21 protein-coding genes are annotated in these 23,938 nt (G+C 68.8%); 10 read left to right on the forward strand and 11 right to left on the reverse strand.

The window, feature by feature from the left end; genetic code table 11:
- Nucleotides 1–9 precede the first annotated feature (9 nt).
- Nucleotides 10–885, reverse strand: a complete 876-nt coding sequence (purU, locus tag NR810_RS42425) for a formyltetrahydrofolate deformylase (protein ID WP_257461070.1) — start codon at nt 883–885, stop codon at nt 10–12.
- Between the two features lie 119 nt (nt 886–1,004).
- Between purU and NR810_RS42430 the strand changes: the two genes are divergently transcribed.
- From NR810_RS42430 to NR810_RS42445, 4 genes are read left to right on the forward strand one after another with little or no spacing between them, the layout of a single operon-like run.
- A complete protein-coding gene (locus NR810_RS42430; protein WP_257461072.1) occupies nt 1,005–1,823 on the forward strand; it encodes an ABC transporter ATP-binding protein in 819 nt (272 codons plus the stop codon).
- Nucleotides 1,820–3,478, forward strand: a complete 1,659-nt coding sequence (locus NR810_RS42435) for a hypothetical protein (protein WP_257461073.1) — start codon at nt 1,820–1,822, stop codon at nt 3,476–3,478. Before NR810_RS42430 ends, NR810_RS42435 begins: the two co-directional genes overlap by 4 nt.
- A 46-nt stretch (nt 3,479–3,524) precedes the next feature.
- A complete protein-coding gene (locus NR810_RS42440) occupies nt 3,525–4,310 on the forward strand; it encodes an alpha/beta fold hydrolase (protein ID WP_257461076.1) in 786 nt (261 codons plus the stop codon).
- Between the two features lie 15 nt (nt 4,311–4,325).
- The gene (locus tag NR810_RS42445) at nt 4,326–4,808 is read left to right on the forward strand and encodes a hypothetical protein (RefSeq protein ID WP_257461077.1); all 483 of its coding nucleotides are present in this window, start codon (nt 4,326–4,328) and stop codon (nt 4,806–4,808) included.
- Between the two features lie 12 nt (nt 4,809–4,820).
- Here NR810_RS42445 and NR810_RS42450 read toward each other — a convergent pair whose 3' ends face one another.
- Together NR810_RS42450 and NR810_RS42455 are read right to left on the reverse strand one after the other, a co-directional pair.
- Nucleotides 4,821–5,411, reverse strand: a complete 591-nt coding sequence (locus NR810_RS42450) for a YceI family protein (protein ID WP_257461078.1) — start codon at nt 5,409–5,411, stop codon at nt 4,821–4,823.
- The gene (locus NR810_RS42455) at nt 5,408–6,211 is read right to left on the reverse strand and encodes a DUF3108 domain-containing protein (RefSeq protein ID WP_257461079.1); all 804 of its coding nucleotides are present in this window, start codon (nt 6,209–6,211) and stop codon (nt 5,408–5,410) included. Before NR810_RS42455 ends, NR810_RS42450 begins: the two co-directional genes overlap by 4 nt.
- Nucleotides 6,212–6,440: 229 nt before the next feature.
- Here NR810_RS42455 and NR810_RS42460 point away from each other — a divergent pair, with 229 nt between their 5' ends.
- Nucleotides 6,441–7,727 (forward strand): OprO/OprP family phosphate-selective porin, encoded by a 1,287-nt coding sequence (locus NR810_RS42460; protein WP_257461080.1) that lies wholly within the window; start codon nt 6,441–6,443, stop codon nt 7,725–7,727.
- A 30-nt stretch (nt 7,728–7,757) separates the two neighbouring features.
- Here NR810_RS42460 and NR810_RS42465 read toward each other — a convergent pair whose 3' ends face one another.
- A complete protein-coding gene (locus tag NR810_RS42465; protein ID WP_257461081.1) occupies nt 7,758–9,422 on the reverse strand; it encodes a tetratricopeptide repeat protein in 1,665 nt (554 codons plus the stop codon).
- Nucleotides 9,423–9,553: 131 nt separating this feature from the next.
- On the opposite strand from NR810_RS42465, the gene NR810_RS42470 reads away from it, so the two are divergent.
- Entirely contained in the window at nt 9,554–10,378 is an 825-nt protein-coding gene (locus tag NR810_RS42470) for a hypothetical protein (RefSeq protein WP_257461082.1), read from the forward strand.
- A 25-nt stretch (nt 10,379–10,403) separates the two neighbouring features.
- Here the strand turns inward: NR810_RS42470 and dbpA are convergent, their stop codons facing one another.
- The 4 genes from dbpA to NR810_RS42490 are packed head-to-tail and all read right to left on the reverse strand — an operon-like array spanning nt 10,404 to nt 15,528.
- Nucleotides 10,404–11,789: an ATP-dependent RNA helicase DbpA gene (gene dbpA, locus NR810_RS42475; protein ID WP_257461084.1), complete on the reverse strand. Its 1,386-nt coding sequence runs from the start codon at nt 11,787–11,789 to the stop codon at nt 10,404–10,406.
- 52 nt (nt 11,790–11,841) lie between these two features.
- Entirely contained in the window at nt 11,842–13,710 is a 1,869-nt protein-coding gene (locus tag NR810_RS42480) for a T6SS phospholipase effector Tle1-like catalytic domain-containing protein (RefSeq protein ID WP_257461085.1), read from the reverse strand.
- Complete coding sequence (locus NR810_RS42485) at nt 13,700–14,281, reverse strand: DUF3304 domain-containing protein (protein WP_257461086.1); 582 nt, start codon at nt 14,279–14,281, stop codon at nt 13,700–13,702. Before NR810_RS42485 ends, NR810_RS42480 begins: the two co-directional genes overlap by 11 nt.
- A gap of 47 nt (nt 14,282–14,328) precedes the next feature.
- Nucleotides 14,329–15,528 carry a vWA domain-containing protein gene (locus NR810_RS42490; protein WP_257461087.1) on the reverse strand — a complete coding sequence of 400 codons (1,200 nt, stop codon included), beginning with the start codon at nt 15,526–15,528 and terminating at the stop codon, nt 14,329–14,331.
- A gap of 195 nt (nt 15,529–15,723) precedes the next feature.
- On the opposite strand from NR810_RS42490, the gene NR810_RS42495 reads away from it, so the two are divergent.
- Entirely contained in the window at nt 15,724–16,563 is an 840-nt protein-coding gene (locus tag NR810_RS42495; protein ID WP_257461090.1) for a histone deacetylase family protein, read from the forward strand.
- A gap of 1 nt (nt 16,564) precedes the next feature.
- Here NR810_RS42495 and NR810_RS42500 read toward each other — a convergent pair whose 3' ends face one another.
- Both NR810_RS42500 and NR810_RS42505 read right to left on the reverse strand, forming a co-directional pair.
- Nucleotides 16,565–17,260: a pirin family protein gene (locus tag NR810_RS42500; RefSeq protein WP_257461092.1), complete on the reverse strand. Its 696-nt coding sequence runs from the start codon at nt 17,258–17,260 to the stop codon at nt 16,565–16,567.
- A 155-nt stretch (nt 17,261–17,415) separates the two neighbouring features.
- Complete coding sequence (locus tag NR810_RS42505; RefSeq protein WP_257461093.1) at nt 17,416–17,967, reverse strand: YceI family protein; 552 nt, start codon at nt 17,965–17,967, stop codon at nt 17,416–17,418.
- 249 nt (nt 17,968–18,216) lie between these two features.
- Here NR810_RS42505 and NR810_RS42510 point away from each other — a divergent pair, with 249 nt between their 5' ends.
- Nucleotides 18,217–18,615 carry a GerW family sporulation protein gene (locus NR810_RS42510; RefSeq protein ID WP_257461096.1) on the forward strand — a complete coding sequence of 133 codons (399 nt, stop codon included), beginning with the start codon at nt 18,217–18,219 and terminating at the stop codon, nt 18,613–18,615.
- Nucleotides 18,616–18,640: 25 nt separating this feature from the next.
- Here NR810_RS42510 and NR810_RS42515 read toward each other — a convergent pair whose 3' ends face one another.
- Nucleotides 18,641–22,966 (reverse strand): RCC1 domain-containing protein, encoded by a 4,326-nt coding sequence (locus NR810_RS42515; RefSeq protein WP_257461097.1) that lies wholly within the window; start codon nt 22,964–22,966, stop codon nt 18,641–18,643.
- A gap of 157 nt (nt 22,967–23,123) precedes the next feature.
- On the opposite strand from NR810_RS42515, the gene NR810_RS42520 reads away from it, so the two are divergent.
- The gene (locus NR810_RS42520; RefSeq protein WP_257461099.1) at nt 23,124–23,501 is read left to right on the forward strand and encodes a peptide chain release factor family protein; all 378 of its coding nucleotides are present in this window, start codon (nt 23,124–23,126) and stop codon (nt 23,499–23,501) included.
- Between the two features lie 14 nt (nt 23,502–23,515).
- Nucleotides 23,516–23,938, forward strand: a complete 423-nt coding sequence (locus NR810_RS42525) for a GTP pyrophosphokinase (protein WP_257461101.1) — start codon at nt 23,516–23,518, stop codon at nt 23,936–23,938.

Consider the following 23,938-nt stretch of genomic DNA (forward strand, 5'->3'; position numbering starts at 1 on the left):
CCGCGAGTCTCACGCGAAGACGACGGTCTTGTTCCCGTGTAGCAACACCCGGTCCTCCAGATGCCAGGCGACGGCGCGCGCGAGCACGGTGCGCTCGACGCGGCGTCCGATGCGGACCAGATCCGCCACCGCATCACGATGCCCCACCCGATGGACGTCCTGGTCGATGATGGGACCGGCGTCGAGCTCGGCGGTGACGTAGTGGGCCGTGGCGCCAATCAACTTCACACCGCGGGCATGAGCCTGGGCATACGGGTTGGCGCCGATGAAGGCGGGCAGGAAGCTGTGGTGGATGTTGATGATGGGCTTGCCGAAGCGCGAGATGAAGTCCGCGCTGAGGATCTGCATGTAGCGGGCGAGGACGATGAGGTCCACGCCCTGGGCCCGCATCAGCTCCAGGGTGGAGGCCTCGGCCTGGGCCTTGGTCTCCGCGGTGACGGGGATGTGGTGCAGGGGGACGCCGAAGGGGGCCACCACCTCGCGCGCATCCGGGTGGTTGCTCACCACGAGGGGGATGTGGGCGGCCAGCTCGCCCTTCTTCAACAACCACAGCAGCTCTTGAAGACAGTGATCCTGCTTGGAGACGAAGACGGCCATGCGCTTGACGCGCGCGGCGGGGGTGAGCTGCCACTGCATCCCGAAGCGCTCGGCCACCGGCTGGAAGGCGCTCGCCAGTGAGGAGAGACGCGCCTCGAGTCCAGGGAGGTCGAACTCCAGCCGCATGAAGAAGCGCAGGTCATCGGGCTCGGTGTGCTGATCCGAGTCCACCACGTTGGCGCCCTGCTCGTAGAGGAGCTGAGACACGGCCGCGACGACACCGGGGCGATCCGCGCAGGTGATGAGGAGCCGGGCGCGATCCACGTTTGTCCGAGAAGAGGAGTCCATGAGGTGCTCGAAAATGGGGCCTGGGCGCATCCTACGCCAGGGACGGCCCCCCAGGCTCGCCCTCGGACAACGGGGGGATTGTAGAGGGAGGGTGGAGTCGGGTGAGATCCCTCCCTCTCATGTCCGCAACCCCCCCTGAACTGGCCGTCGACGCCCACGGGCTCGTGAAGCGCTTCGGCGACTTCACCGCGCTCAACGGGATGGAGCTCACCATTCCCCGGGGCGCCTTCTACGCATTCCTCGGCCCCAACGGAGCGGGCAAGTCCACCACCATCGCACTGCTCACGGGTGTGTACGCGCCGGACGCCGGGAGGATCTCCCTGCTGGGCGTGGACGCGGTGGCGAAGCCGCTGGAGGTGAAGCGCCACATCGGCGTGGTGCCCGAGGAGCTGAGCCTCTTCGAGCGGCTCTCGGGGAGGCAGTACCTCACCTTCTGCGGGAGGATGTACGGCCTGTCCGGGGACGAGGCGGCGGCGCGGGCGGCGGAGCTGCTCGAGCTCACGGAGCTGACGTACAAGGCGGGAGCGCTGGTGGCCGAGTACTCCAAGGGCATGAGGAGGCGGCTGGCCATCGCCGCGGCGCTCATCCACGCGCCGGAGCTGGTGCTGCTGGACGAGCCCTTCGAGGGCATCGACGTGCTGGCGGCGGGAGTCATCCGCGAGCTGCTGCGCGAGCTGAGCCGGCGGGGGGTGACGCTGCTGCTCACCACGCACGTGCTGGAGATCGCGGAGCGGCTGGCCACGCACGCGGGCGTCATCCGGGGCGGGAGGATGCTGGACCAGGGGACGGTGCGGGAGCTGATGGAGCGCTACGACGCGCCCTCGCTGGAGTCCGTCTTCGAGAAGCTCATCTCCGTGCCGGCCGCGCGCAACGCGAAGCTGTCCTTCTATGGAGAGGCCCCGCCCGCCGGGGTGGAAGCGCGCCGGGGGGCGGCATGAACCGGCCGGCCGCGCCGGGCTTCTTCCGGCACCTGTGGCTGTTGTGGGGCCTGCGGTTGAACATCGGGCTCAACCAGGGGCCGGGCAGGAACCGGCTGATGGCGGTGGGTGCATTCCTGCTGTCGAGCGCTCCCGCCTGGGGCCTGGGGGTGACGTTCTACGGGCTGATGCGCCTGCCGACCATCGCCCGGAACGACGTCTGGCCCTTCTTCATCCTCAACCTGCTGTGCTTCGTCACGTCGGCGGTCTGGGTGGCCTGGCCGCTGATGAGCGCGGGCGTGGACGACCACTCGGAGCTGAGCCGCTACGCACCCTTCCCCATCTCGCCCTTCCGGCTGCTCATCGCCTCCACGGTGGCGAGCCTCTTCGAGCCTCGCGCGTTCGTCTTCTACGCACCGTTGACGGGAGCGGCGCTCGGCTTCGCCTCGGTGCACCCGGTGCGCGTGAAGTGGTTCGCGGTGGCGCTCTACGTGCTGTTCGCGCTGCTGAACGCGGCGTGGAGCCGGGTGGGGCTACACCTGGTGCTCAACGTTCTGCGCGAGAAGCACAGCGCGCAGCTCATCGGCGGCGGCTTCCTGGTGTTCCTCACGGCCGCGTCCTTCATCCCGCCCATCGACACCTCGTGGCTGACCACCGCCATGGGCGAAGGAGGCGTGGACAAGCTGGACATGGCCATCATCATCGACGCCACCATCGCCCTCGGGCGGGTGCCTCCGGGCTTCTTCGGGGACGCGCTGCTGGAGCTCACCTACGGCTACCGGCGCAACGCCCTGGCCAACGGCGTGGGCATGGTCTTCTTCACACTGCTGGGGCTGGGCATCGCCTACGCGCTGCTGCTGCGCTTCCACCGCAACGTGGGCCGCGGCGGCGCCTCGGCGAAGGCCTCCGGGGACAGCGATCCGTTCGCCCGGACACGCACGCGGTACACCACGCTGGTGGTGCGCGAGGCGCTGGACCTGTGGCGCAACCCGCGCGCGCGGCTGCTCGCGGCGGTGCCCTTCGTGCTGGCCATCCTGCTGAAGCTGACCTCGGGACGGGCCCTCTTCGAGTACCTGCTGGGCGCGAGCGTGGATGCGTGGCTGATGGGTGGACTGTGCATCTATGGCGCGGTGGTGATGGCGTCCACGTTCTCGCAGAACACGTTCGCCTATGACGGGCACGGGCTGGCCATGCTCATCGCCGCGCCCGTGGAGCTGGGAGACGTGCTGCGGGCGAAGAACCGGGTGCAGGGCCTGGCGGCGGGAGCCATGGCGCTGCTGGTGGGTGTCTTCTACCGGGTGTACTTCGGCAAGGGCTCGGCGCTGGACTTCCTGTGCGCCATGGCGGCCGTGATGGCCGTCATTCCCGTGTTGCTCGCGGCGGGCAACTTCCTGTCCCTGTACTTCCCGGTGAAGTTCCACGCGAGCCTCAAGCGCCGGGACAAGCTGCCCCTCACCGCGTCCCTGCTCGGCATCGGCGCGGCGAGCGTGGGGTGCGCCCCCTTCGTCTGGGCCTTGCGGTTCGCCGGCGAGAACGGGCCCGATGGCCGGACGCTGGCGATGATCGCCCTGTGCGCGGCGGTGAATGCCGTGCTGTACCGCGCGCTGCTCCCCGTGTCCCTGCGGCTGCTCGACCAGCGCCGGGAGCTCGTCCTGCGCGCGGTGACGCGGGAGTGACTGAGCGACCCGAGATCCCTCTCCTCCCCCATGGTAGAAAACCGGCATGCCCATCGCCGAGCTCAACCACCAAGGCATCTATTTCGAGGACTCCGGCGGCTCCGGTCCCGCCGTCATCCTGGCCCACGGCTTCCTCATGGACGGCCGCATGTTCGACGCGCAGGTGCAGGCGCTCGCCCCCGCGTTCCGCGTCATCCGCTGGGACGCTCGTGGCTTTGGCCGCACCCGCTGGGACGGCAAGCCCTTCAACCTCTACGACTCGGCCGCGGACTGCATCGCCCTGCTCGACCACCTCGGCATCCAGCGGGCCGTCGTCGGCGGCATGTCCCAGGGCGGCTACTGCGCCCTCCGCGTCGCGATCCGCTACCCCGAGCGCGTCCGCGCCCTCGTCCTCATGAGCACCCGTGGCACCATCGATGACGAGCAGCTCCGCGCCGGATACCGGCAGGTCCGGGACCTTTGGGGCACCCCAGGTGCCACGGAGAACATCATCCAGAACCTCGCGGGCGGCATCATCGGAGACGAGCGCTTCTACTCGCCCTGGCTCGACCGCTGGCGCCAGGTCCCCAAGAACCACTTCGTCGCCGCCATGAACAACCTCATCGAGCGCGACGACATCCAGCCCCGGCTGAACGAGATCCGCTGCCCCGCCATCGTGTTCCACGGGCTCGCCGATGCCGGCATTCCTTCATCCGAAGGTGAGTACCTCCACAAGACCCTCCCGGGCAGCAAGCGCTACGTCCCCGTCCCGGGTGCCGCGCATGCCCCCAACATGACCCATCCCGAGAGCGTCAATCCGCCGCTCGTGGACTTCCTGCGCGCCCACGCGTGAGAGGAGAGAACCCGTATGTCGAGCCGAATCGCCCTGCTGTGCCTCGTTCTGTCCGTCGGCTGCATCACGCCCGAGCCCGATAAGGGACCGGAGCAGAGCGCGCTCACCCAGCGCTTCCTCCGCGTCACCCAGGAAGTCCCGGCCTTCGGCGGCATCGCACGCGAGAATGGCCAGTGGATCGTCTTCCTCTTCGACCTCGAACAGCGTGAGGCCGCCGAGGCCAGACTGCGTGACATCTTCGGAGAGGAGGCCGCCAGCATGGCCGTGAGGGCCCGTCCTCCACGCGGAAGTGCCTCCGAGGAGATGAAGGACGCGGCCAGCCACGCCATGGGCGTGCCCGGCGTCGGGCGGCTCGGCTACGACGAGACGAACGGCTACATCCGGGTAGGGCTCGTCGACGTGGAGGCCACCGAACCCGTCCAGGTCCGTCTCGACGAGCACGGTATCCCGCGTGACCAGGTCATCATCCAGGCAGTGAGGCCCATCGTCGCGCTGTAGCCCTCGCTCCGCCTACTGCCGCTGGAGTGCGAAGTCGAAGCGGATGACCACCGCCTCACCCACCTTCAAGGTCCCCAGCATCAGGGTGGGCGGGCGCACTCCCCAGTCGGGCATGCGGAGCGTGTACCGGCCCCGGACCCGCAACCCGCCCTCCGGGGTTTGCGTGGCGCGGACATCCAGGTCGACCGGCTTCGTCACCCCCGCCAGTGTCAGCTCGCCGTGGATGCGCAGCGGCACCTGGCCATCCTTCACGGCCCCCACCTCATAACCCTTCATCTGGAAGCGGATGGTGGGGTGCTGCCGCGACTGCAGCGCGTTGTACATGTGCTCGTTCATCGTTCCGTTAGCGCAGTCGAGCCGCCCGGCGGGAACCTCCAACACCACCTCGCTCAGAGCCCCCGCCAGCTGTTCGAGCACGAGCTCCCCACCCGCCTCGCCAGGGGTGAGCCGGGCCGTCACCCCCCGCGCCTTGCACGTGAAGTCACGCACCGTGGACGTGCCGTCGATGGCCAGCTCGCCACCGGGTTGGAGGACCATGCCGGGCTGCGCGGCGACCGCACCCGCCCAGGCGAGCGTCACCAGAAGAGGAACAAGGCGTTTCATGGCTCGACCTTCCTTTCCGTTTCCGGCGGGGGCGGCTCGAGTTCGAGGACCAGCTGCCCGGCGACGGGCACCTTCGACTCGATGCGCACCGGTAGCCGGCGTTCATCATCCGTGAGGTACAGGCGCAACACGCCCCGGCCGCCGAAGCGCTTGGGGTCGCGCACCTCCATCTCCACCAAGACGGTGGAGAACTCCCCGGCCGGAACGCGCAGCGCCTCACGCCGCAACACGCGCACCACCACCGGGTTGCGCCGCGCATCGAAGTGCCGATCCATCCGCGAGACACTCCCGGGAACGAGCGGCAGCGTGCGCAACGCATAGAGAAAGGACAGCTCGTCCAGTGGCTCCGTCGAGGCGCTCCGTCCCCGCTCGTCCCGCCCTGCCCAGCGCTGCTCGTCGGGGAAGATGTCCACCTGCTCGCGCACCGAATGGAAGGGGACGCGCTCGTCCACCTCGTAGCGCAGCGCCGCCATGCGCCGAGCGCTCAGCCACGAGCGCGAGTGGTGCCGCACCTGCACGGGCCCCACCGTGGTCTTGAAGTCGAAGCGCAGCAACACCACCGGCTCTTCACGTAGCGGTTGGGTGGACTCCACTCGCAGCCACCCCGTCCCGCTCCGCCCGTGCCGGCCCAGCGAGACCTGGTAGGCGAGCACCTCACCTTCCGCGAAGGGACGCACACCCCCGGGCTCCTCGGCCCGGGCCGCCGGCACCAGCCCCAGCAACCCCAGGAGCAGGAGCGCCGCCCAGAAAGGGACGGCGGGGCGGAGAGCACTCCACGGATGGTGAATGCGGTCGGGCATGGGGGCTCCGCTCGGGTACGCCCCACCCTCTCTTCAATCCACATGCCGCGACCGGCGAAAGCCAGGACACAGCGAGGGGAGAGGCCCGCACGCGTGCCGGAGACGCAAGTCCTGCGTGGACGCCAGCCTCCGCGCAGACGGTGCATGTCCCCAGCGCCTTCCTCCCTGGGGAGCCACGTTGGCTCACACCTTGCTCTGACGTCCGCACGTCAAGACAAAGGACGACATCATGAAAACCAGCAACCTGGTAGCAACCCTCGCCGCGATGCTCATGGGAGCGTCTGGCGTTGCGCATGGCGCGGAAGTCCTCCGGACGGAGCACGCGCGAATGGACGTGGGCGGCAGGCTGCAGCTCCTCGGTTTCGGCCAGAAGCTCGAGGACGGGCACCGGAGCGACGAGCGGCTCTACCTGTTCCTCAAGCAGGGCCGGCTCAGCCTCTCGGGCAACGTCGATGCGTGGCGGTACCGGGTGATGATCGCGATGGGTGGCGAGGATGAGATCAAGGCCCCCACCCCGGGAATCTCGCTGGGTCTGCTGGACATGTATGTGGATGTTCCGCTGAGCTTCCTCGGCAACAACACCTATGTGAGGGTGGGCCAGTTCCGGGTGCCCTACAGCCGTGAGCGGCTGACGGACTCGGGCTCGCTGCTCTTCGCGGACCGCTCCATCCAGAACATGGCCTTCCGGGTGGGCCGGGACGTGGGCGCGGCCTTCTACACCCAGGTGGGCCCCGCGGTGGCGGGCCTCGGCATCTTCACGGGTGGAGGCAGGGACATCCCCGAGCGGTATCTGCCGCAGACGCTCGGCACCCCGATGGTGGTGCTGCGCGCGGGCTTCGACGGCGGGCTCGGCGAGGACGTCTTCGCGACGCGGATGAACCAGGACGTCCCCGACAAGGCCCAGGTGGCCTTCTTCGTGAACGGGCTCTACGTGAAGGACTCGCTGGTGGGCCACTCGACGGTGTTCAACACCAAGCCCGCGGAGAAGTCGCTCCTGTTGAACGGAAACTGGAACCCGTTCGTCGGCCAGGCGCCCTACAACCTGGGCAGGCTGTGGCAGGTCGGTGCCGACGTCGCGATGCGCGCTCCCGCGGGCCCGGGCGTCCTCTCGGCGGAGGTGGAGGGCAACTTCGGCGTCTACCAGAATGACTATGGAGACCTCCGCGTCCCGGGCGGCCGGGCGCAGGTGGCGTACCAGTGGAAGCCCGTGGAAGTCGCGCTCCGGTATGCGTACATCCGGCCCGACGAGCGGTTCGCCGTGGGTGAGGCGCCCATCACCGGCAAGCGCGGCATCCAGGAAGTGACGCCTTCGCTGACCTACAACTTCAAGGACTTCAACGCGAAGATCATCATGGACCTGCCCATCCTGCTGGGCACTCCGGTCATCTTCGAGGAGTCGGTGGGCTCGTACCTCCTCCTGGAGCAGCCAGACCAGACGGCGCTGCTGAAGAAGGGCGCGCCCATCTCGAGGCAGAATGTCGTCGAGGGGCGGTTGCTGGTGCAGGCGAGCTTCTGACAGCCGCTCGAGGCCGGCTGGGACCCCGGCTCACTCCCCGGAGTCCCCGCCCGCCTCCTCGTCTTCTTCCGGTCCCTGGCGCCAGTCCGGGGACTTGAGCTGGGAGAGCATGTCCCGGGCCTCGCCGAAGTCGGGAGCCAGGGCCAGCGCCCGCTCGAAGTACTCCAACGCCCGTGCGTCCTGCCGCAGGCGCACATGGCACATCCCCAGGTTGAAGTACGTGCCAGGCTCCTCGTCGCACAGCCGCAGCGAGTGCTCGAAGAACGTCAGGGCCTGCTCGGGGCGGTCCATCACGTAGAGCAGCATCCCCAGGTGGAAGGCCAGGTCCTCCTCCTCCCCGCCGAGCGGATAGTCCGTCTCCCATACCTGCTGGATGGCCCAGCACACCTCCTGCCGCAGCGGCTCGTCCGCGGACTCGGCCTGCGCCATCAACACGGGGAAGACGTCCATCAGCATGCCGGAATCCCAGCCGCTCCAACGCAGGGCGGCCAGGAGTTCCTCCAGCGACATCTCCTCGTAGTGCTTCGCGAGCCGCTTCAGGAGGGTGGAGTAGTCGTCCGGCCCGAATCTCTCGATGGCCTCCTCGTACGCCAGCTCCGTCTCACCATGGCCGCTCGGCGGCTGGCCCAGGAGGAAGGCCGCCACGTGCAGGCTCACGTGGCGATGGATGGGACGCAGCACCTGTCCGTTCCGGAGACGGAAGTACTGGCCGATGGCGTCGTAGTTCACCATCAGCGAGAAGGCGCCCCCGTGCTTCACCAGGCTCACCCCGGACGAGCGCTCCCTCAGCTCGTCCCCGCTGCCGTGGCCCTTGTCACCGGAGAGCAGCAGCAGCCGGTCCCCCGCGAGCCGTTGCAGCCGCCGCAGGCACCGCAGCGCGGAGGAGGGGAACAGGAACGTCGTGTCGTCCAGCCGCTGCTGGTAGTCCGCCAGGATGCCGTCCAGCTCCGCGTCTCCATAGCAGTCACCCTTCACCGGGTGGTCCTCGAAGGACACCACCGCCCGCTCCAGGAGGTCCGGCGAGACCAGCTCCGGCTCGGGCCGCGGCGAGGCGACGGAGACGAGGCACTCGTGGAGGACGCCGTCATGCAGGGAGAAGGCGTCCTGCGGAATGCTGTCGAAGAAGTAGTTGGCCACCAGCGCGAGCGGATTGGCCACCGACCCCGGCGCCAGGACGGTGCCGGAGCGGCGGAGCACGAGCTGCTCGTCGCGCTCGGCATCGAAGCGGGCGACATCCAGCAGGCCCTCCTCCAGGAAGGGCTGGAGGCGTGGATGGGACAGCCAGAACTCGATGTTGCGCTCCGGCAGGTCCGTCATCACGTACTGGAAGGCCACGTCCCGGAGCTGGGAGCGCGCGCGCAGCCGGCGGAAGGCCTCCAGGAAGTGGAAGGCGAAGCGCCCCGCTCCGGCCCCGAGCTCGATGAGGTAGAAGGGTTGGCGTGGATCCGGCGCCAGGAACCGGCCGCCCTCCGCCAGAGCGCCCTCGCACCAGTCCCGCATCCAGCCCAGCACCACCTGCGCATAGGCCTGGCCGATGACGGGATTGCTGGTGATGAAGTTCGGGACGAAGCCCTGGCGCCAGGCCTCGATGCCCTGGTGCTCGAAGAAGGCCCGCTGGCAGCCCCAGAGCAGGGAACGCGACAGGCGCTGATTGCGCTCGAGGACGAACGGGGTCGGGTGGGATTCGGTAGCCATCTTGTCAGGGGCGGTCTTCCAACGTCCCACCCGAGGTGGGATGCGTCAAGCGCTCCCCGTCCCGATGGAACTGGCCGAAGTCCTTGTGCTTTCCTATCCCGGATGGAAGGCCCCTCGGGTGAGGTCCAGGGATGAGCAACGTACGCGATGAGTTCGAGTCGTGGCGGCAACGCAGGTTGGCCGAGCTGACGGAGGAGCGGAACAAGCTCACCAGCCAGCGCGAGCACCTCGATGCGAGGAAACGCCCCGCCCTCCCCACGGGACCGGCCGGCGAGGAGATCGCCCGGGCCCTGGGGGAATTCCTCCAGCGGAACCGGTGCATGGAAGGCACGCTGGAGATGACCCGCATCGCGGCGGGAGAGACCGAGCAGCTCGACTCGCTCGTGTACGCCACGGGCGCCAATGGCCAGCCCGAGAGCTTCTTCCAGTTCCGGTTCGAGCCGTTCGCCACCCTCGCGGAGAAGCTCCTCCAGCAACACCCGGGAAACAGCGTGCTCACCGTCCAGGTGGACCTGACCGCGCGGACTTCGTCGGTGACGCTGATGGGCGCGGCCGAGGTCAAGAGCCTGCGGGAGTTGGAGACGCTGGAGGCTGCCGCGAGGCAGGTGGACTCGCGGCTGGCCTACTTTCGTAACGTGGCGCCGAGCGACGAGCCCTTCGGCCCCGAGCTGGCCTGGAGCGTGGCGCGAAGGTTGAAGACGGGTGCATCGCTCGGCTTCAGCCACCGCGACTACTGCGGCATGGGCCTGTTCAAGGACGAGGACGGGAGCTTCGTCTACACCTCGCTCTGGGACGGATTCAGCGACCGCGAATGGCGGCGGTTCAAGGACGAGGAACACCTCGCCCGATGGCTCGCCCAGCAGAGCGACCTCTCGCTCTCCAATTACGGCGATGACTTCTCGTTCTTGAACCAGACCCTCAATCGCAAGCGCCTGGAGGAGTTCGTCAACACCTGAAGCGACGGGCAACGCGGACGGTCCACTACCTCACCCGTTCGATCTGGTATCTGCGCCCCTTGATGCGGCCCTCGCGCAGCCGCTGAAGCGCCACGCGCGCGATGCGCTTGGAGACGGCGACGTAGGCATGACGATCGTGGATCTCGATCTTCCCGATGTCCGAGGCGCTCAGTCCGCCGGCCTCTCCCGTCAGGGCACCCAGGATGTCCCCCGGCCTCATCTTGTCCTTGCGTCCGGCGGAGATGAAGAGCGTCTCCCAGGCCGCCTCCAGTGACACGCCACCCGCCGGACCCGCTGGGGGCAGCGCCTCCACGCTCGCGCGCTCCAGCTTCACTCCGGTGGCGAGCTCGATGCTCTCGATCTTGCGCTCGTCTCGCGGGGTGGCGATGGAGATGGCCAGCCCCCTTCTCCCCGCGCGCCCCGTGCGGCCGATGCGGTGCACGTAGGGCTCGGGCTGTGAGGGCAGATCGAAGTTGATGACGGCATCGAGCGCCTCGACGTCGATGCCCCGGCCCGCCACATCCGTCGCGATGAGCACCCGGACGCTGTGGTTGCGGAACTTCGCCATGACGTCATCGCGTTCGATCTGCTCCATGTCGCCCTGGAGACCGTCCGCCCCCACCCCCGCCTCGACCAGCGCCCGCGTCAGCTCGACGACCGTCGCCTTCAGGTTGCAGAACACGATGGCCGAGGCCGGCTGGTACTGCCGCAGGATTCGCAGCAGGAGCGCCGTCTTCTCCTCGGGCTCGCACGTGTAGCTGAGCTGTTGGATGTCGGGCGCCGCGTCGGCCTCCGCCACCGTCACCCGCACGGGCTCCTTCTGGAAGGCACGGCTCATCGCCTCGATGTCCGGAGGGAACGTGGCCGAGAAGAGCACCGTCTGCCGCGTCGGCGGCGTCTCCCCGAGGATGCGCTCCATGTCCTCCCGGAAGCCCATGTCGAGCATCCGATCGGCCTCGTCGAGCACCACGGTGGCGAGCTGACGCGTCTCGAGTGCCTCCCGTTGGAGCAGGTCCAGGATGCGGCCAGGAGTCCCGACAGCGATGTGCGCGCCCTTCTCGAGCGCGTTCACCTGGGGCCGGACGGGCTGGCCTCCCGCGAGCACGAGCACCTGGAGTCCGGGCAATCTCCGGCCCAGCCGCCGGAACTCTCCGGCCACCTGGGCACAGAGCTCGCGCGTCGGGCAGAGCACGAGTGCCTGAAGCCGCCGCCTCTGGAGCTGGATCTTCTGCAGAATCGGAAGCGCGAAGGCCGCCGTCTTCCCGCTCCCCGTCTTCGCCTGGCCGACGAGATCCCGGCCCTGCAACAACACCGGAATGCTCTGGGCCTGGATGGGCGTGGCAGTCCGGAAGTCCAGTTCCTCGAGGATCTGCAGCAGCGGCGGAGAAAGAGCTAGCGCGGAAAAGTCCATCGGGGCCTCGGGTGAACGAAGTCCCCTTGTAGCAGCCCCGTGGACGGCTGGCTCAGCTCGTCATGGAGGCCGGGAAATTCATCCCCCCGGGCTTGTTCATGGCGTAACGCAGCTTCTCGTCACCACCGATGTAGAGGACACGAGGGTCGGAAGGCAGGGTCGCGTCCCCACCGAATCCCGCCAGGGAGTCATGCACGTAGGTGTCGAAGAACGCGATGATCTCCGGGTCGCGCAGACCCTGCCCGCGTTGCTCGGCCTCGTATGCATCGAGCAGCGCCCGGTAGTGCGGACGCAGGTTCGTCCTTCCCTTCTTGACCGCCGCCTGGAGAGTGCGCGCGTCCGCCAGGAGCTGCGCATCATAGAGGTCCGAGTTGCGAACGAACGAGCCGTCCGAGTTGGGTTGCGCGTCCAGCAGGGACTGCGCGGTGAGGAACTCCTCCCGCTTCTGCCTGGCGAGCGTCACCTCGTTCCGAGCCTTCTCACTCACGCTGGGAATCACCGCGCTCCGGCTGAGCGCCAGGGCATTCGCCATGTGCGCATCGGTCTCGCCCTTCAGCTTCTTCGTCCTGGCCTCCAGCTTGACGCGCTCCTGCTCCCACCTGGGCTCGAAGTCCTTCATGAAGGCCGCGTCCTTCGTCGGGAGCTTCGCCGCACGCGCCTTCTGGTCTCTGGCGATCTCAAAGAAGCGCCACTGGTAGTAGAGCTTCATGTGCGACAGCATCATGCTGCCCAGCGGCTTGCCTCCCCAGCCCGCGACCTTCATGTAGTGGATGTACCGGCGCTTGAGTGTCTCGAAGCTGCTCTTGCTCGCGGGGTCTTCTCCGAAGTCCATCTTCTGGACCTCGGAATCGATCGTCTTCAACAGCGGCACTCCGGCCTTGAGCGCCTGGGTACGCATCTCCCACAAGGGGATCAGGCTCAGGAGTGAGCCGGAGCTCGGGCTTCGCGCCCCCTCCCCTTTGCGGTAGCCACCTCCGACGTCCGAGTGAGCGCCGGGAAAGACGATCTCTCGGCAGTTCTTCGGGTAGCGCAAGCCCTGGAGCACGCTGTCCAGCGGGAAGGAGTTGCGGATCTCATGGGCAGCCACCAGGTGGAGGCAGTCCACCACCATCTCGGGAATGTGGAGGTCATCTCCCCAGGCCATATGACCGTTGGCCATGCCCGCCGCTGGATCCGCCCCCGGCGCGTCACCAAAGGCGATGTTCTCGAGCGCGTTGCTGAAGCCGCTGCGATTCTTCATCGCCGTCTCCAGGCCGAACAAGCCCACCGTCAAGCCACGGGCCGGCTCGTTGTTCGCGGCCATGGCCACACCCACGGAGGCCACGGTGTCGAACAACCCCATGAAGCAAATCCGGATCGGATACCCGGTGCCCTTGTGCGAGAAGCGCCAGACACCATCCTTTCCGCGCTCGGACCGCTCGGCGATACGCACAGCGAAAGCACGCGCCAGCGCCGCTCCACGCGAGAAGCCGAACAGCGATACGTTGAGCAGCGCGCCCTTGCTCTTCGCGAAACGCTCCTCCAGCAGATTCATCGCCCAATCCAGGCGCTCCTCGCCCTTGCCGCCGGTGCCAGCGGCCATCTTTCCGCCGGTGTCGTTGATGGCTCTGAAGAGCGTGCCAATGCCGGGCAGGTAATAACGGAAGATGCCCTGAGCGGGATTGTCCTGGTGCAAGCGGAACAGCCGAGCCACGTTGCTGTGCTTGTCATTGCGGACGTCCGCTTCCATGTTGTTGCCAGTGCCGTCGAAGAAGAAGCTGACCCAGTGACCCACCTGCGCGGGGACCACGGTGTTCTTCGCCTTGCCGGTGTTCTCGGCGGAGCCCTTCGCCGTTCCCTCGCTCCGCACATCCGACAACGAGGCGGACTGGCGCAGGTCTGGCATCAACCGTTGCTTCTGCTTGAGCGGATCATTCTTCATTCTGGCACCTGGCGGTTTGCTCGTCGGCGACGGTGTTACCCGATGGCTTGCGCCGGGCCGTATCCACACGCTCCATCCGAAGCTTCAGGTCCGGGTAGTCCTCCGTGACCTCGGCTTCGATGTGTCCATCGGGGAAGAAATGAACCCCGAGGTGACGGGGATTGGAGGGAGCGGGGCCCGTGAGCAGGACTTCCTTCTCGCACCAGCGCTTGCGGTCACGCGTCCACGTGATCTTCAGCCGCACTGGCGTCGTGCCCTCCGGCGACCAGCTCACGCAACACACGCCACCGCCGCCCCCTGACTCCGGAGAGCTGACGAACAGATTGCCCCCGCCCTGTCCGTTCACCTCGAAGCTGTCGATGTACAGGTCGGTGTAGTTGAAGCCGTTGATCTCCAGCAGGAGCGGCTCGCGGCGAGGCGCGGGCTCGGCGGCCCGCGTGGGGGGCTCGTCCGGCGTCGTCTCGGTCTTCTTGTTGCACCCCGCCAGGAGCGGGAGCACGCAGAGCAGCAGGCCCCAGCGCACCCCACGTGGCAGGCGCCGGGCTCGATGAATGCTCGCGGAATGATTCACCCAGACATCGTCCTGGAAGGGCTCACGGCTGTCAACGCGCGGAGGGCTCAGTAGGACAGGCCGTACTTCGCCGCCTTCTCCTTCACGCCCTTCATCACGTTCGCGTCGAAGGAGTCTTCCTTCTCCGCCACGTTCTTCGCCCTCCAGGCGTCACGCTCCGCCGCCAGCTTCGTCGCCTTCTCCTCCAGCGACTTCCGCTCCTCGGCCAGCTGCTTCACCTTCACCTCGCGCGCCTTCGCGTCCAGCCCCCGCAGCTCCTGCGGCAGCTCGTCGTCCTTCACGCTCGCCAGCGCCTCCGGTTGGGACGCCAGGTCCACCGCCCCTCCCACCGTCACCGGCGCCGCGGACGGCGCCGGCGCGGACGGCGCCTTCCCCGCCCCTCGCGTCGTCTTCAGGAACTGGATGCGCTCGGCCGCCGCTTCCGGCGCCAGCTCCGCCATCTGCTCCGCTCGGGCCCGGTTCGCCAGCTGCGCCTCCTTCTTCCCCGCGTACATCGTCTTGCGCGCCAGCTCCGCGTTCACCTTCGCCAGCTCCGCGTCGTACGGCGTCACCACCGCCACCATCCCGCCCGACTGCTCCAGCGACTCGTACCTGCCGTCCGTCAGCCTCGCCGCGAGCTTCCAGCTGGACTCCGTCTCCGCGTCCGCTCCGCAGCGCACCGTGTTCACCACGATGTGCTTCTCCACCGCCTTCTTCACCCAGCGGTTGAAGTTCCACTCGTCCTGGCGATTCGCTGGCGGCGCGTCCCCCACCAGGAAGATGAGCTTCATCGTCTCCCGGTTCTGGTCCCACGACAGCTTCGACACCGCCTCGCCCAGGCCCCGCCCCACGTGCTCCGGCGTGTCCCCTCCCCCATCCGCCTGCAGCTTCCGCAGGTGCGTGAAGATGCCGTCCAGGTCCTCCGTGAGGTCGTACCGCCTCGTCACGTACTCGTCCCCCACGTCCCGGTACGCCACCAGCCCCACCCTCACCTGGGGCGTGGGCTTGCCCTGCGCGATCCGCGACGCGATGGAGAAGATCTTCTGCTTCGCTCCCTCGATGAGCCCTCCCATCGAGCCCGTCGTGTCCAGCACGAAGACCACGTCGATCCTCGGACGCGCCTGTTTCTGCTGCTGAGACGGTGGCTGCTGCTGCGACTGGGGCTGCTGTTGGACCGGCGGGGCCTCGGCAAGGGCCAGGGGAGACGCGAACGTGAGGAGGGCCAGCGCGGCCCCGAGAACGGGGCGCGAGAAGGGCTTCAGGGTCATGGCAGGGGCTCCGGGGAGAGGAAAACCGGGTCGAAATTCCAGCGCGCGCTCGCTGGTGTAACGGACGAGCCGCCGCTTGGGTCTGTCGCCTCCGGTTGCACCCGCCCCGCCCCGGCGCTACGCCTGTCCCCACCCGTGCGCGTCTTCCACTGCGACCAGTACGTCGTCCCCCTCCCCCCCGGACACCGCTTCCCCATGGAGAAGTACCGGCTCCTCCATGAATTGCTCCTGGAGCGCGGCGTCCTCGCCCCCTCCTGGCTCTGCCCCTCCGAGCCCATCGCTCGCGAGGACCTGGAGCGCGTCCACACCTCGCGCTACCTCGATGCCCTCTGGACGGGCACCCTCTCCGAGGCGGAGATCCGCCGGCTGGGTTTCCCCTGGTCCGAGGAGCTGCTCGTGCGCTCCCGCGCCTCCGTGGGAGGCACCGTGGGCGCCGCCCTGGCCGCGCTCGAGGACGGGCTCGCCGGCAACCTCGCCGGGGGCACCCACCACTCCTTCCCCGACCATGGCGAGGGCTACTGCGTCTTCAACGACATCGCCGTGGCCATCCGCGTCCTCCAGGCCCGGCGCCGCATCCAGCGCGCCGTCGTGGTGGACCTGGACGTGCACCAGGGCAACGGCACCGCCGCCGTCTTCGAGGGCGATGACTCCGTCTTCACCTTCTCCATCCACGGCGAGCACAACTTCCCCTTCCGCAAGCAGCGCTCCAGCCGCGATGTCGGTCTGCCCGATGGCACCGATGACCGCGCCTACCTCGAGGTGCTCGCCACCCATCTGCCCGAGGTGCTCGAGGCAGCGGGCGCCGACATCCTCTTCTACCAGGCCGGCGTGGATCCTCTCGCCGGGGACTCCCTCGGCCGGCTCTCCCTCACCCACGCGGGGATGAGGGAGCGCGACCGGCTCGTGCTGGAGGCCGCCTGGCATCGCGGCCTCCCCCTCGTGCTCACCCTGGGTGGCGGCTATTCGAAGCCGATCTCCGCCACCCTCGAGGCCCACGTGGGCACCTACGAGACCGCCCTGTCCGTCTTTCGCTGACTCACGCCAGATCGAACAGCAACGCCTCGAGCGGCTCGGAGGCGCTGAGCACCAGGCGCGACTCCTCGGACACCGCCACTCCATCCCCGGCCTTCAGCTCCACGCCGTTGAGCGTGCCCTTGCCCCTCGCCACCTGCAGCCACGCATGCCGGCCCGGCGCCAGCGCGTACTCCGTCTGCTCGCCCTTGCCCAGGAGCGTGCTGTACAGCCGCATGTCCTGGTGCACCTTCAGCGCGCCGTCCTTCCCCTCCGGAGACACCACCAGCCTGAAGCGGCCCTGGCGCTCCTGCTCCGTGAAGGCCTTCTGCTCGTAGCTCGGCGTCAGGCCCTTGCGCTCGGGGAGGATCCAGATCTGCAGGAAGTGCAGCTCCTCGCCGCTCTTGTTCATCTCGCTGTGCAGCACGCCGGTGCCCGCCGTCATGCGTTGCAGCTCGCCCGCGCGCAGCAGCCCGAGCGTGCCCATGCTGTCCCGGTGCTCGATCTGCCCCGAGAGCACGTAGGTGATGATCTCCATGTCCCGGTGCGGGTGCGTGCCGAAACCGCTGCGCGGCGCCACCCGGTCCTCGTTGATGACTCGCAGGGAGCGGAAGCCCATCTGGTCCGGGTCGTAGTAGTCCGCGAACGAGAAGGTGTGGTGGCTGTCCAGCCAACCGTGGTTCGCATGTCCGCGCGCTTCAGAGGGTCGAACGATCATCATGGGGTACTCCTGTTCTCCAACTTTCTTCGATGCACGAGGGCCCGGGAGCGATTCGCCGCGCGTGAGCAGCGTCCCTCCCATCAGGCCCGTTACGCCGGCCACCAGCCCGCCAGTCACCTGGCGCCGGCTGAGCGGCCGGCCAGCCTCTCTCCGCTTCACGCCGCCTTCTCCAAGGCGGCCGCCTTCACTGCTTGCACATCGAGCTCGATGTCGATGCGCTCGCCCACGAACACCCCGCCCGTCTCCAGCGCCTTGTTCCACGTCAGACCGAAGTCCTTGCGATCGATGCTCGTGCGAGCGCTGAAGGCCAGGCGCTCGGTGCCGAACGGATCCGTCACGCGGCCGAGGAACTCGGCGTCCAACACCACCTCGCGCGTGAAGTCCTTGATCGTCAGGTCTCCCACCACCTGGTAGCGGTCCTTGCCCACCGCCACCACGCGCCGGCTGCGGAAGATGACGCGCTTGAAGGCCGCCACGTCGAAGAAGTCCGGCGAGCGCAGGTGGGTGTCACGCGCCTCCAGCTGCGTGTCGATGCTCGCCGCTTCGATCTTCACCTCCGCCTGCGCGCTCCTGAGGTCGTCGCCGTTCACGAACAGCCGGCCCTCGTACCGGGTGAAGCGGCCGTGCACGCGGGCCACCACCATGTGCCGCACGGTGAAGCCGATGGAGGAGTGGGTGGTGTCGATCCGCCAGGTCTCGATGGACATTGGAGTCGTCTCCAGGAAGGGTGCCTCTACACCCCTTCCCTAGAGCAATCCCCCTGCCAACATGTAAACCCCTGGAACTACTGACCTCCACCGGATTGTGCCCTCATATCCCTCTCAGAATGAGAGGCATGGCCTCTCATCGGGAGAAGGGCGCGGGCCGGGGGCGCCTCCGAGCAGGCGCCCGGTGCTACCCCTTTCGCAGGTGGCTACCTCATCCGGGAAGGTCCTCGGAACACAGGGGGTAGCCACATGGACGTCAATGATGTCATCGACAGGGCTCGCGACGCCTTCAATGTCCGGCGCGTCTTCGGAGAACCCATCCAGCAGGGCGAGGTGACGGTGATTCCCGCCGCCTGGGTGAGCGGAGGAGGCGGCGGAGGTGGCGGAGAAGGCACCGCCCCCGAGGGAGCGGAGACTCCCGCGGGCACGGGCAAGGGTTACGGCAGCGGCTTCGGCTTGCGGGCCCGTCCGGCCGGCGCCTTCGTCCTGAGCAAGGGCAAGGTGCGCTGGATGCCGGCGGTGGACGTCAACCGCATCATCCTCGGCGGCCAGATACTGATGGGCATCGTCCTGCTGACGTTCGGCCAGCGGCTCGTGCGCCTCCTGCTCCAGGAGGAGAAGCCCCTCCGGAAGCGGTTCGCGAGGTGAGGAGGCGCACCGCGCGCCACCTCACTCAGAACTGGACGGCGCCCGGCGTGAGACGCTGGGACATCACGCCATTGCCCAGCGTGCCGTACAGATTGCCGCCCCAGCTGGCCACGGAGCCGTCGGACCTCAGGGCCAGCGTGAAGGCATGGCCCGCGGCGACTCGCGTCACGTCCGCGAGCCCCACCACCCCGGCGGGCTGGGGGCGCGCGTCGTTGGTGCCATCCCCGAGCTCGCCGTGCGCATTGCTTCCCCAGGTGGCGAGCCCTCCATCGGGGAGCAGGCCCACGGAGTGATTCGCCCCGGAGGCGATGCCCTGGAGGCTCGTCACCGTCTCCAACCGTACCGGCAACGGCTGCGGCACGGTGGTGCCATCTCCGAGCTGGCCGCTCGCATTGGAGCCCCAGGCCCACACCGAGCCGGCGCCATCCAGGGCCAGGGAGTGGGCCGCTCCCGCGACGATGGCCTGGACGTCCGACGGCCCGACCACCTGCACCGGCAGGAGCTGCATCTGGGTGGTGCCCTCCCCGAGCTGCCCGAAGTCGTTGCCGCCCCAGGCCCATACCGTCCGGTCCTCGCGCAGGGCCAGGGAGTGGGCGTCTCCCGCGGCGACACCCACGATGCCCGCCAGCTCCACCACCCGCACCGGAACGAGGCTCCCGGCCGTGGTGCCATCGCCGAGCTGCCCGGAGGTGTTGCCGCCCCAGGCCCACACCGTGCCGTCACTCCGCAGCGCCAGCGAGTGGGCGGCGCCGGCGGCGATGGCCTTCACGTCACTCAGCTCGAGCACCTGGACCGGCACGGACCGGTCCAAGCGCGTCCCGTCGCCAAGCTGGCCCTGCTCGTTCAGACCCCAGGCCCACACCGTGCCATCCGAGCGCAGGGCCAGATTGTGGGAGGCACCGGCGGCGATGGCGGTGACGTCCGTCAGCCCCTCCACCCACCCCGGCTTGGAACTCTGGCCATTGATGTTCAGGCCCCAGGCCGACACGGTGCCGTCCGCGTGCAGCACCAAGGCGTGGTGGGCGCCGGCCGCGAGGGCCGTCCCATCCGTCAGCCCGGAGATGAGCTCCGGGCTCCCTCGGAAGCTCGTGGACGCCTCCGCCAGTTGCCCATACTCGTTGCTGCCCCACGTCAGGAGCGTCCCGTCCCGGGACTGCGCCAGGGTGTGCTGGTAGCCGGCGGCGATGGCCACGACGTCCGAGACTCCCGGCACCTGCGTGGGCAGGAAGCGCGGATGGGAGGTGCCATCCCCGAGCTGCCCGAAGTCATTGCCGCCCCAGCTCCACAAGGAGCCATCCGCCAGCAGGGCCAGGGAGTGCGAGTGGTGGGTCGCGATGGCCGTGACTTTCGAGAGCTCCAGCGCCCGCACCGGGAGGTAGCTCGAGTCGGTGGAGCCCGTGCCGAGCTGGCCGGAGGTGTTGTCACCCCAGCCCCACACGGAGCCGTCACCCGTCAGCGCCAGCGAGTGGGAGTCACCCGCGGAGATGGCCGTGGCGCCCGCGAGCTCCGGCACGAGCACCGGCAGGCCGCGCGAGGTGGTGGTGCCATCGCCGAGCTGCCCGGAGGTGTTGCGTCCCCAGGCCCACACCGTGCCGTCGCTCTTCACCGCCAGCGAGTGGGCGGCGCCAGCCGAGACGGCCATGACGTCCAGCAAGCCCCGCACCTGCACCGGGGTGTTGCGCCAGAGCGTGGTGCCATCCCCGAGCTGCCCACTGTCGTTGAGCCCCCAGGCCCACACCGTGCCGTCGGAGCGCACCGCCAGCGCATGGGAGGAACCCGCCGAGAAGCTCACGACATTCGAGAGCCCCTGCACCTGCACGGGGGTGGTGCGCGAGGACTGGGAGCCCACCCCGAGCTGGCCATGGGTGTTGTCACCCCACGCCCACACCGTGCCATCGCAGCGCAGCGCCAGGGTGTAGGCGGCGCCACCCGACACGGCCACGACACACGTGAGGCCCCGGACCCGGGTGGGCGAGGTCCGGTGGAGGGTATTGCCGGTACCCAGCTGCCCCTTGCCATTGTTCCCCCAGCCCCACACGGCGTTGTCGTCGCGCACGAGCAGGGAGTGGTGGTCGCCCGAGGCGAGCAGGGAGAAGCGCGGGTTGCCCCTCGTCCGCACGGGGAAGAAGACGGAGCTGGTGACGCCATTGCCCAGCTGGCCATAGGTGCTGTCGCCCCAGGCCCACACCGTGCCATCGGTCCGCAACGCCAGCGAGGAGCGGGCCCCCACCGCGATGGCCGCGATGCGCGAGAAGCTCGGCACCGGCACCGCCACGTTCACGGAGGTGCTGTTGCCCGTACCGAGCTGTCCCTGGCCATTGCGTCCCCACGCCCAGAGCGTGCCGTCGGTGCGCCGCACCACCACGTGGTTGCCCCGGCAGGAGACGGACATGCCCTCCGTGACGACCGCGACCTGGACCGGCGTGTATTGCGTCTGGGTGCTCCCATCTCCGAGCTGGCCGTACGTGTTGTCTCCCCAGGACCACGCCGAGCCATCGTCCTTCACCACCACCGAGTGGTAGGCCCCCGCCGCGATGGACCTCACGCCCGACAGCCCCTTCAACTGCACGGGGAGGTTGCTCGAGACGTTGGTGCCATCGCCGAGCTGGCCCGTGCCGTTGTAGCCCCAGACCCACACCGTGCCGTCGCTCTTCAACGCCAGCGAGTGGTAGGTGCCCGCCGCCACGGCCACGACGCCCGTGAGGCCCCGCACCTGCACCGCGGTGGTGCGCGGGTTGCCGGAGAAGGCTCCATCCCCGAGCTGTCCATAGTTGTCGTAGCCCCAGGCCCACACCGTGCCGTCGCTCTTCAACGCCAGCGAGTGGTAGGTGCCCGCCGCCACGGCCGAGACGCCCGTGAGGCCCGTCACCCGCACCGGGCTCGTCCGCTGGACGTTCGTCCCATCGCCCAGCTCGCCATGGATGTTGTCGCCCCAGGCCCACACCGTGCCGTCGCTCTTCACCGCCAGCGAGTGGTAGGTGGCCGCGGCGAGGGCCCGCACGGACGTCAGCCCCGGCACCTGCACCGGCAGGGCGCGCAGGGTGAGGGTGCCATCGCCCAGCTGGCCATAGTCGTTCTGGCCCCAGGTCCACACCGTGCCGTCCGACCCGCGTACGGCGAGGGCATGCAGCTCTCCGGAGGCGATCTGCGCCACGCCGGAGAGGCCCTGCACCTGACCCGGAAGGGGGCGCCAGCTGGCGCTGCCATTGCCGAGCTGGCCGGAGTTGTTGAGGCCCCAGCCCCGCACGGTGTTGTCGCCCAGCGCGAGCAGCGAATAGGAGTTGCCGCAGGCGATGGCCTGCACGTCCAGGAGCTCGGGCACCCGGATGGCGACGCGCTGCACGCTGGCCCCCGCCGCGCTCACCTGCCCCAGGCTGTTGTCGCCCCAGGCCCACACCGTGCCGTCGATGCGCCGGGCGAGGGAGTGGTAGGAGCCACTGGCGAGGGCCGTGATGTTCGAGAGGCCGAGGACCCGCGTCGGCGTGGTGGACGGGGCGGCGCCCTCGTTGCCAAGCTGGCCGTACGTGTTGTCACCCCAGGCCCACACCACGCCGTTGGCGTCCACCGCCAGGCTGTGGGCCCACCCGCCAGCGATGGCGCTGATGCCCGTGAGGCCGGAGATCCGCACCGCCCTGGCATGCGTGGCGGCGGTGTCATCGCCGAGCTGGCCGAAGTAGTTGCTGCCCCAGCCCCACACGGTGCCGTCCTGGAGCAGGGCCAGGCCATGGGAGTCACCCGCGGCGATGGCCTTCACGTCCGCCAGCCCCAGCACCTGCACGGGTGAGACGCTCGAGGTGGTGGTGCCATCCCCGAGCTGGCTGGCGTCGTTGGCGCCCCAGGCCCACACCGTGCCATCCGCCTTCAGCGCCAGCGAGTACGTGTTGCCCGCGGCGATGGCCTTCACGCTCGTCAGCCCCGGCACCTGCACGGGAGTCAGCCGCTGGCTGGTGGTGCCATCCCCGAGCTGCCCCTCGCCGTTGCCACCCCAGGCCCACACCGTGCCATCCGCCTTCAGCGCCAGCGAGTGCGTGTTGCCCGCGGCCACGGCCGTGATGCCCGTGAGCCCCTGCACCTGCACCGGGCTCAGCCGCTGGGCGGTGGTGCCGTCCCCGAGCTGGCCCTGGCTGTTGATGCCCCAGCTCCACACCGTGTCCGCCGGCGTCACGAACAGGGAATGACCCGACCCACCGGCCAACCGGTACGGCCGGCCCTGCACGATGATGGCGGGAGCGCGCTGCGAGGCCAGCGTCCGCTCATCGCCCTCTCCGCCCGCGTCACACGCGGCAAACAGCGAGGTCACGAGCAGCAGGAGCGTGACTCCCAGGCTCCTCGACACGGTACTCCCCATCATGTGCGTTCCTCTTCGTTCCCTTGGGAGGGTTTTTCCGGGTATCCAGACCCGGCCTGTTAACCCATGAGCACCGTATATGTAAATAAATGCAGTGTAGATTCAATCGGATGACATCCGACTCGCGGGTATGCCGGAGTGTTACTAGGTTGACGCTTCCATGAATGTCGATCCTTCCCGCCGCCAGGCCGCTCTGGAGGCCCTCGCCCTGGACGATGAAGCCCTGCTCAAGGCCTGCGAGGTCGAGTACTTCATCGCCTCCGGCCCGGGCGGCCAGCACCGCAACACCACCGCCAGTGGGGTACGTCTGACCCATCCCCCCACCGGCCTGTCCGTCACGGGCACCGAGCGCCGCAGCCAGGTGCAGAACAAGGGCGCCGCCCTCGAGCGCCTGCGCGAGGGACTCCAGGCGCTCACCTACGTGCCCAAGAAGCGCCACAAGACGAAGCCCACCAAGGGCTCGCAGCGGCGCCGTCTGGAGACCAAGAAGCGGGAAGGCGAGAAGAAGGCCCAGCGCAGCAAGAAGGGCCTCTGGTGAAAGGAGCCCACTCCGTGCCCACCCTCGAAGACGCGATCGCCCTGGCCGTGGAGGCCCACCGGGGCCAGCGGGACAAGGCCGGACAGACGTACATCCTCCACCCCCTGCGGGTGATGCTGCGCCTGGATGGGGAGCTGGAGCGGATGGTGGCCGTCCTGCACGACGTGGTGGAGGACTCGCCCTACACACTGGAGCGGCTGCGCGGGCTCGGCTACCCGGAGGAGGTGCTGGGCGCGCTGGAACACCTGACGAAGCGAGAGGGCGAGACGTACGAGTCCTTCATCGAACGCGTCCGCCCCCACGCGCTCGCGCGCCGGGTGAAGCTGGCGGACCTGGAGGACAACATGGACGTGCGCCGGCTGCCGGCCGTCACCGCGAAGGACGCCGAGCGGCTGGCCCGCTACCGGGCGGCGTGGGCCCGGCTGAAGGAGGCGTGA

This window comes from Archangium lipolyticum (assembly GCF_024623785.1).
GTDB classification, from domain to species: domain Bacteria; phylum Myxococcota; class Myxococcia; order Myxococcales; family Myxococcaceae; genus Archangium; species Archangium lipolyticum.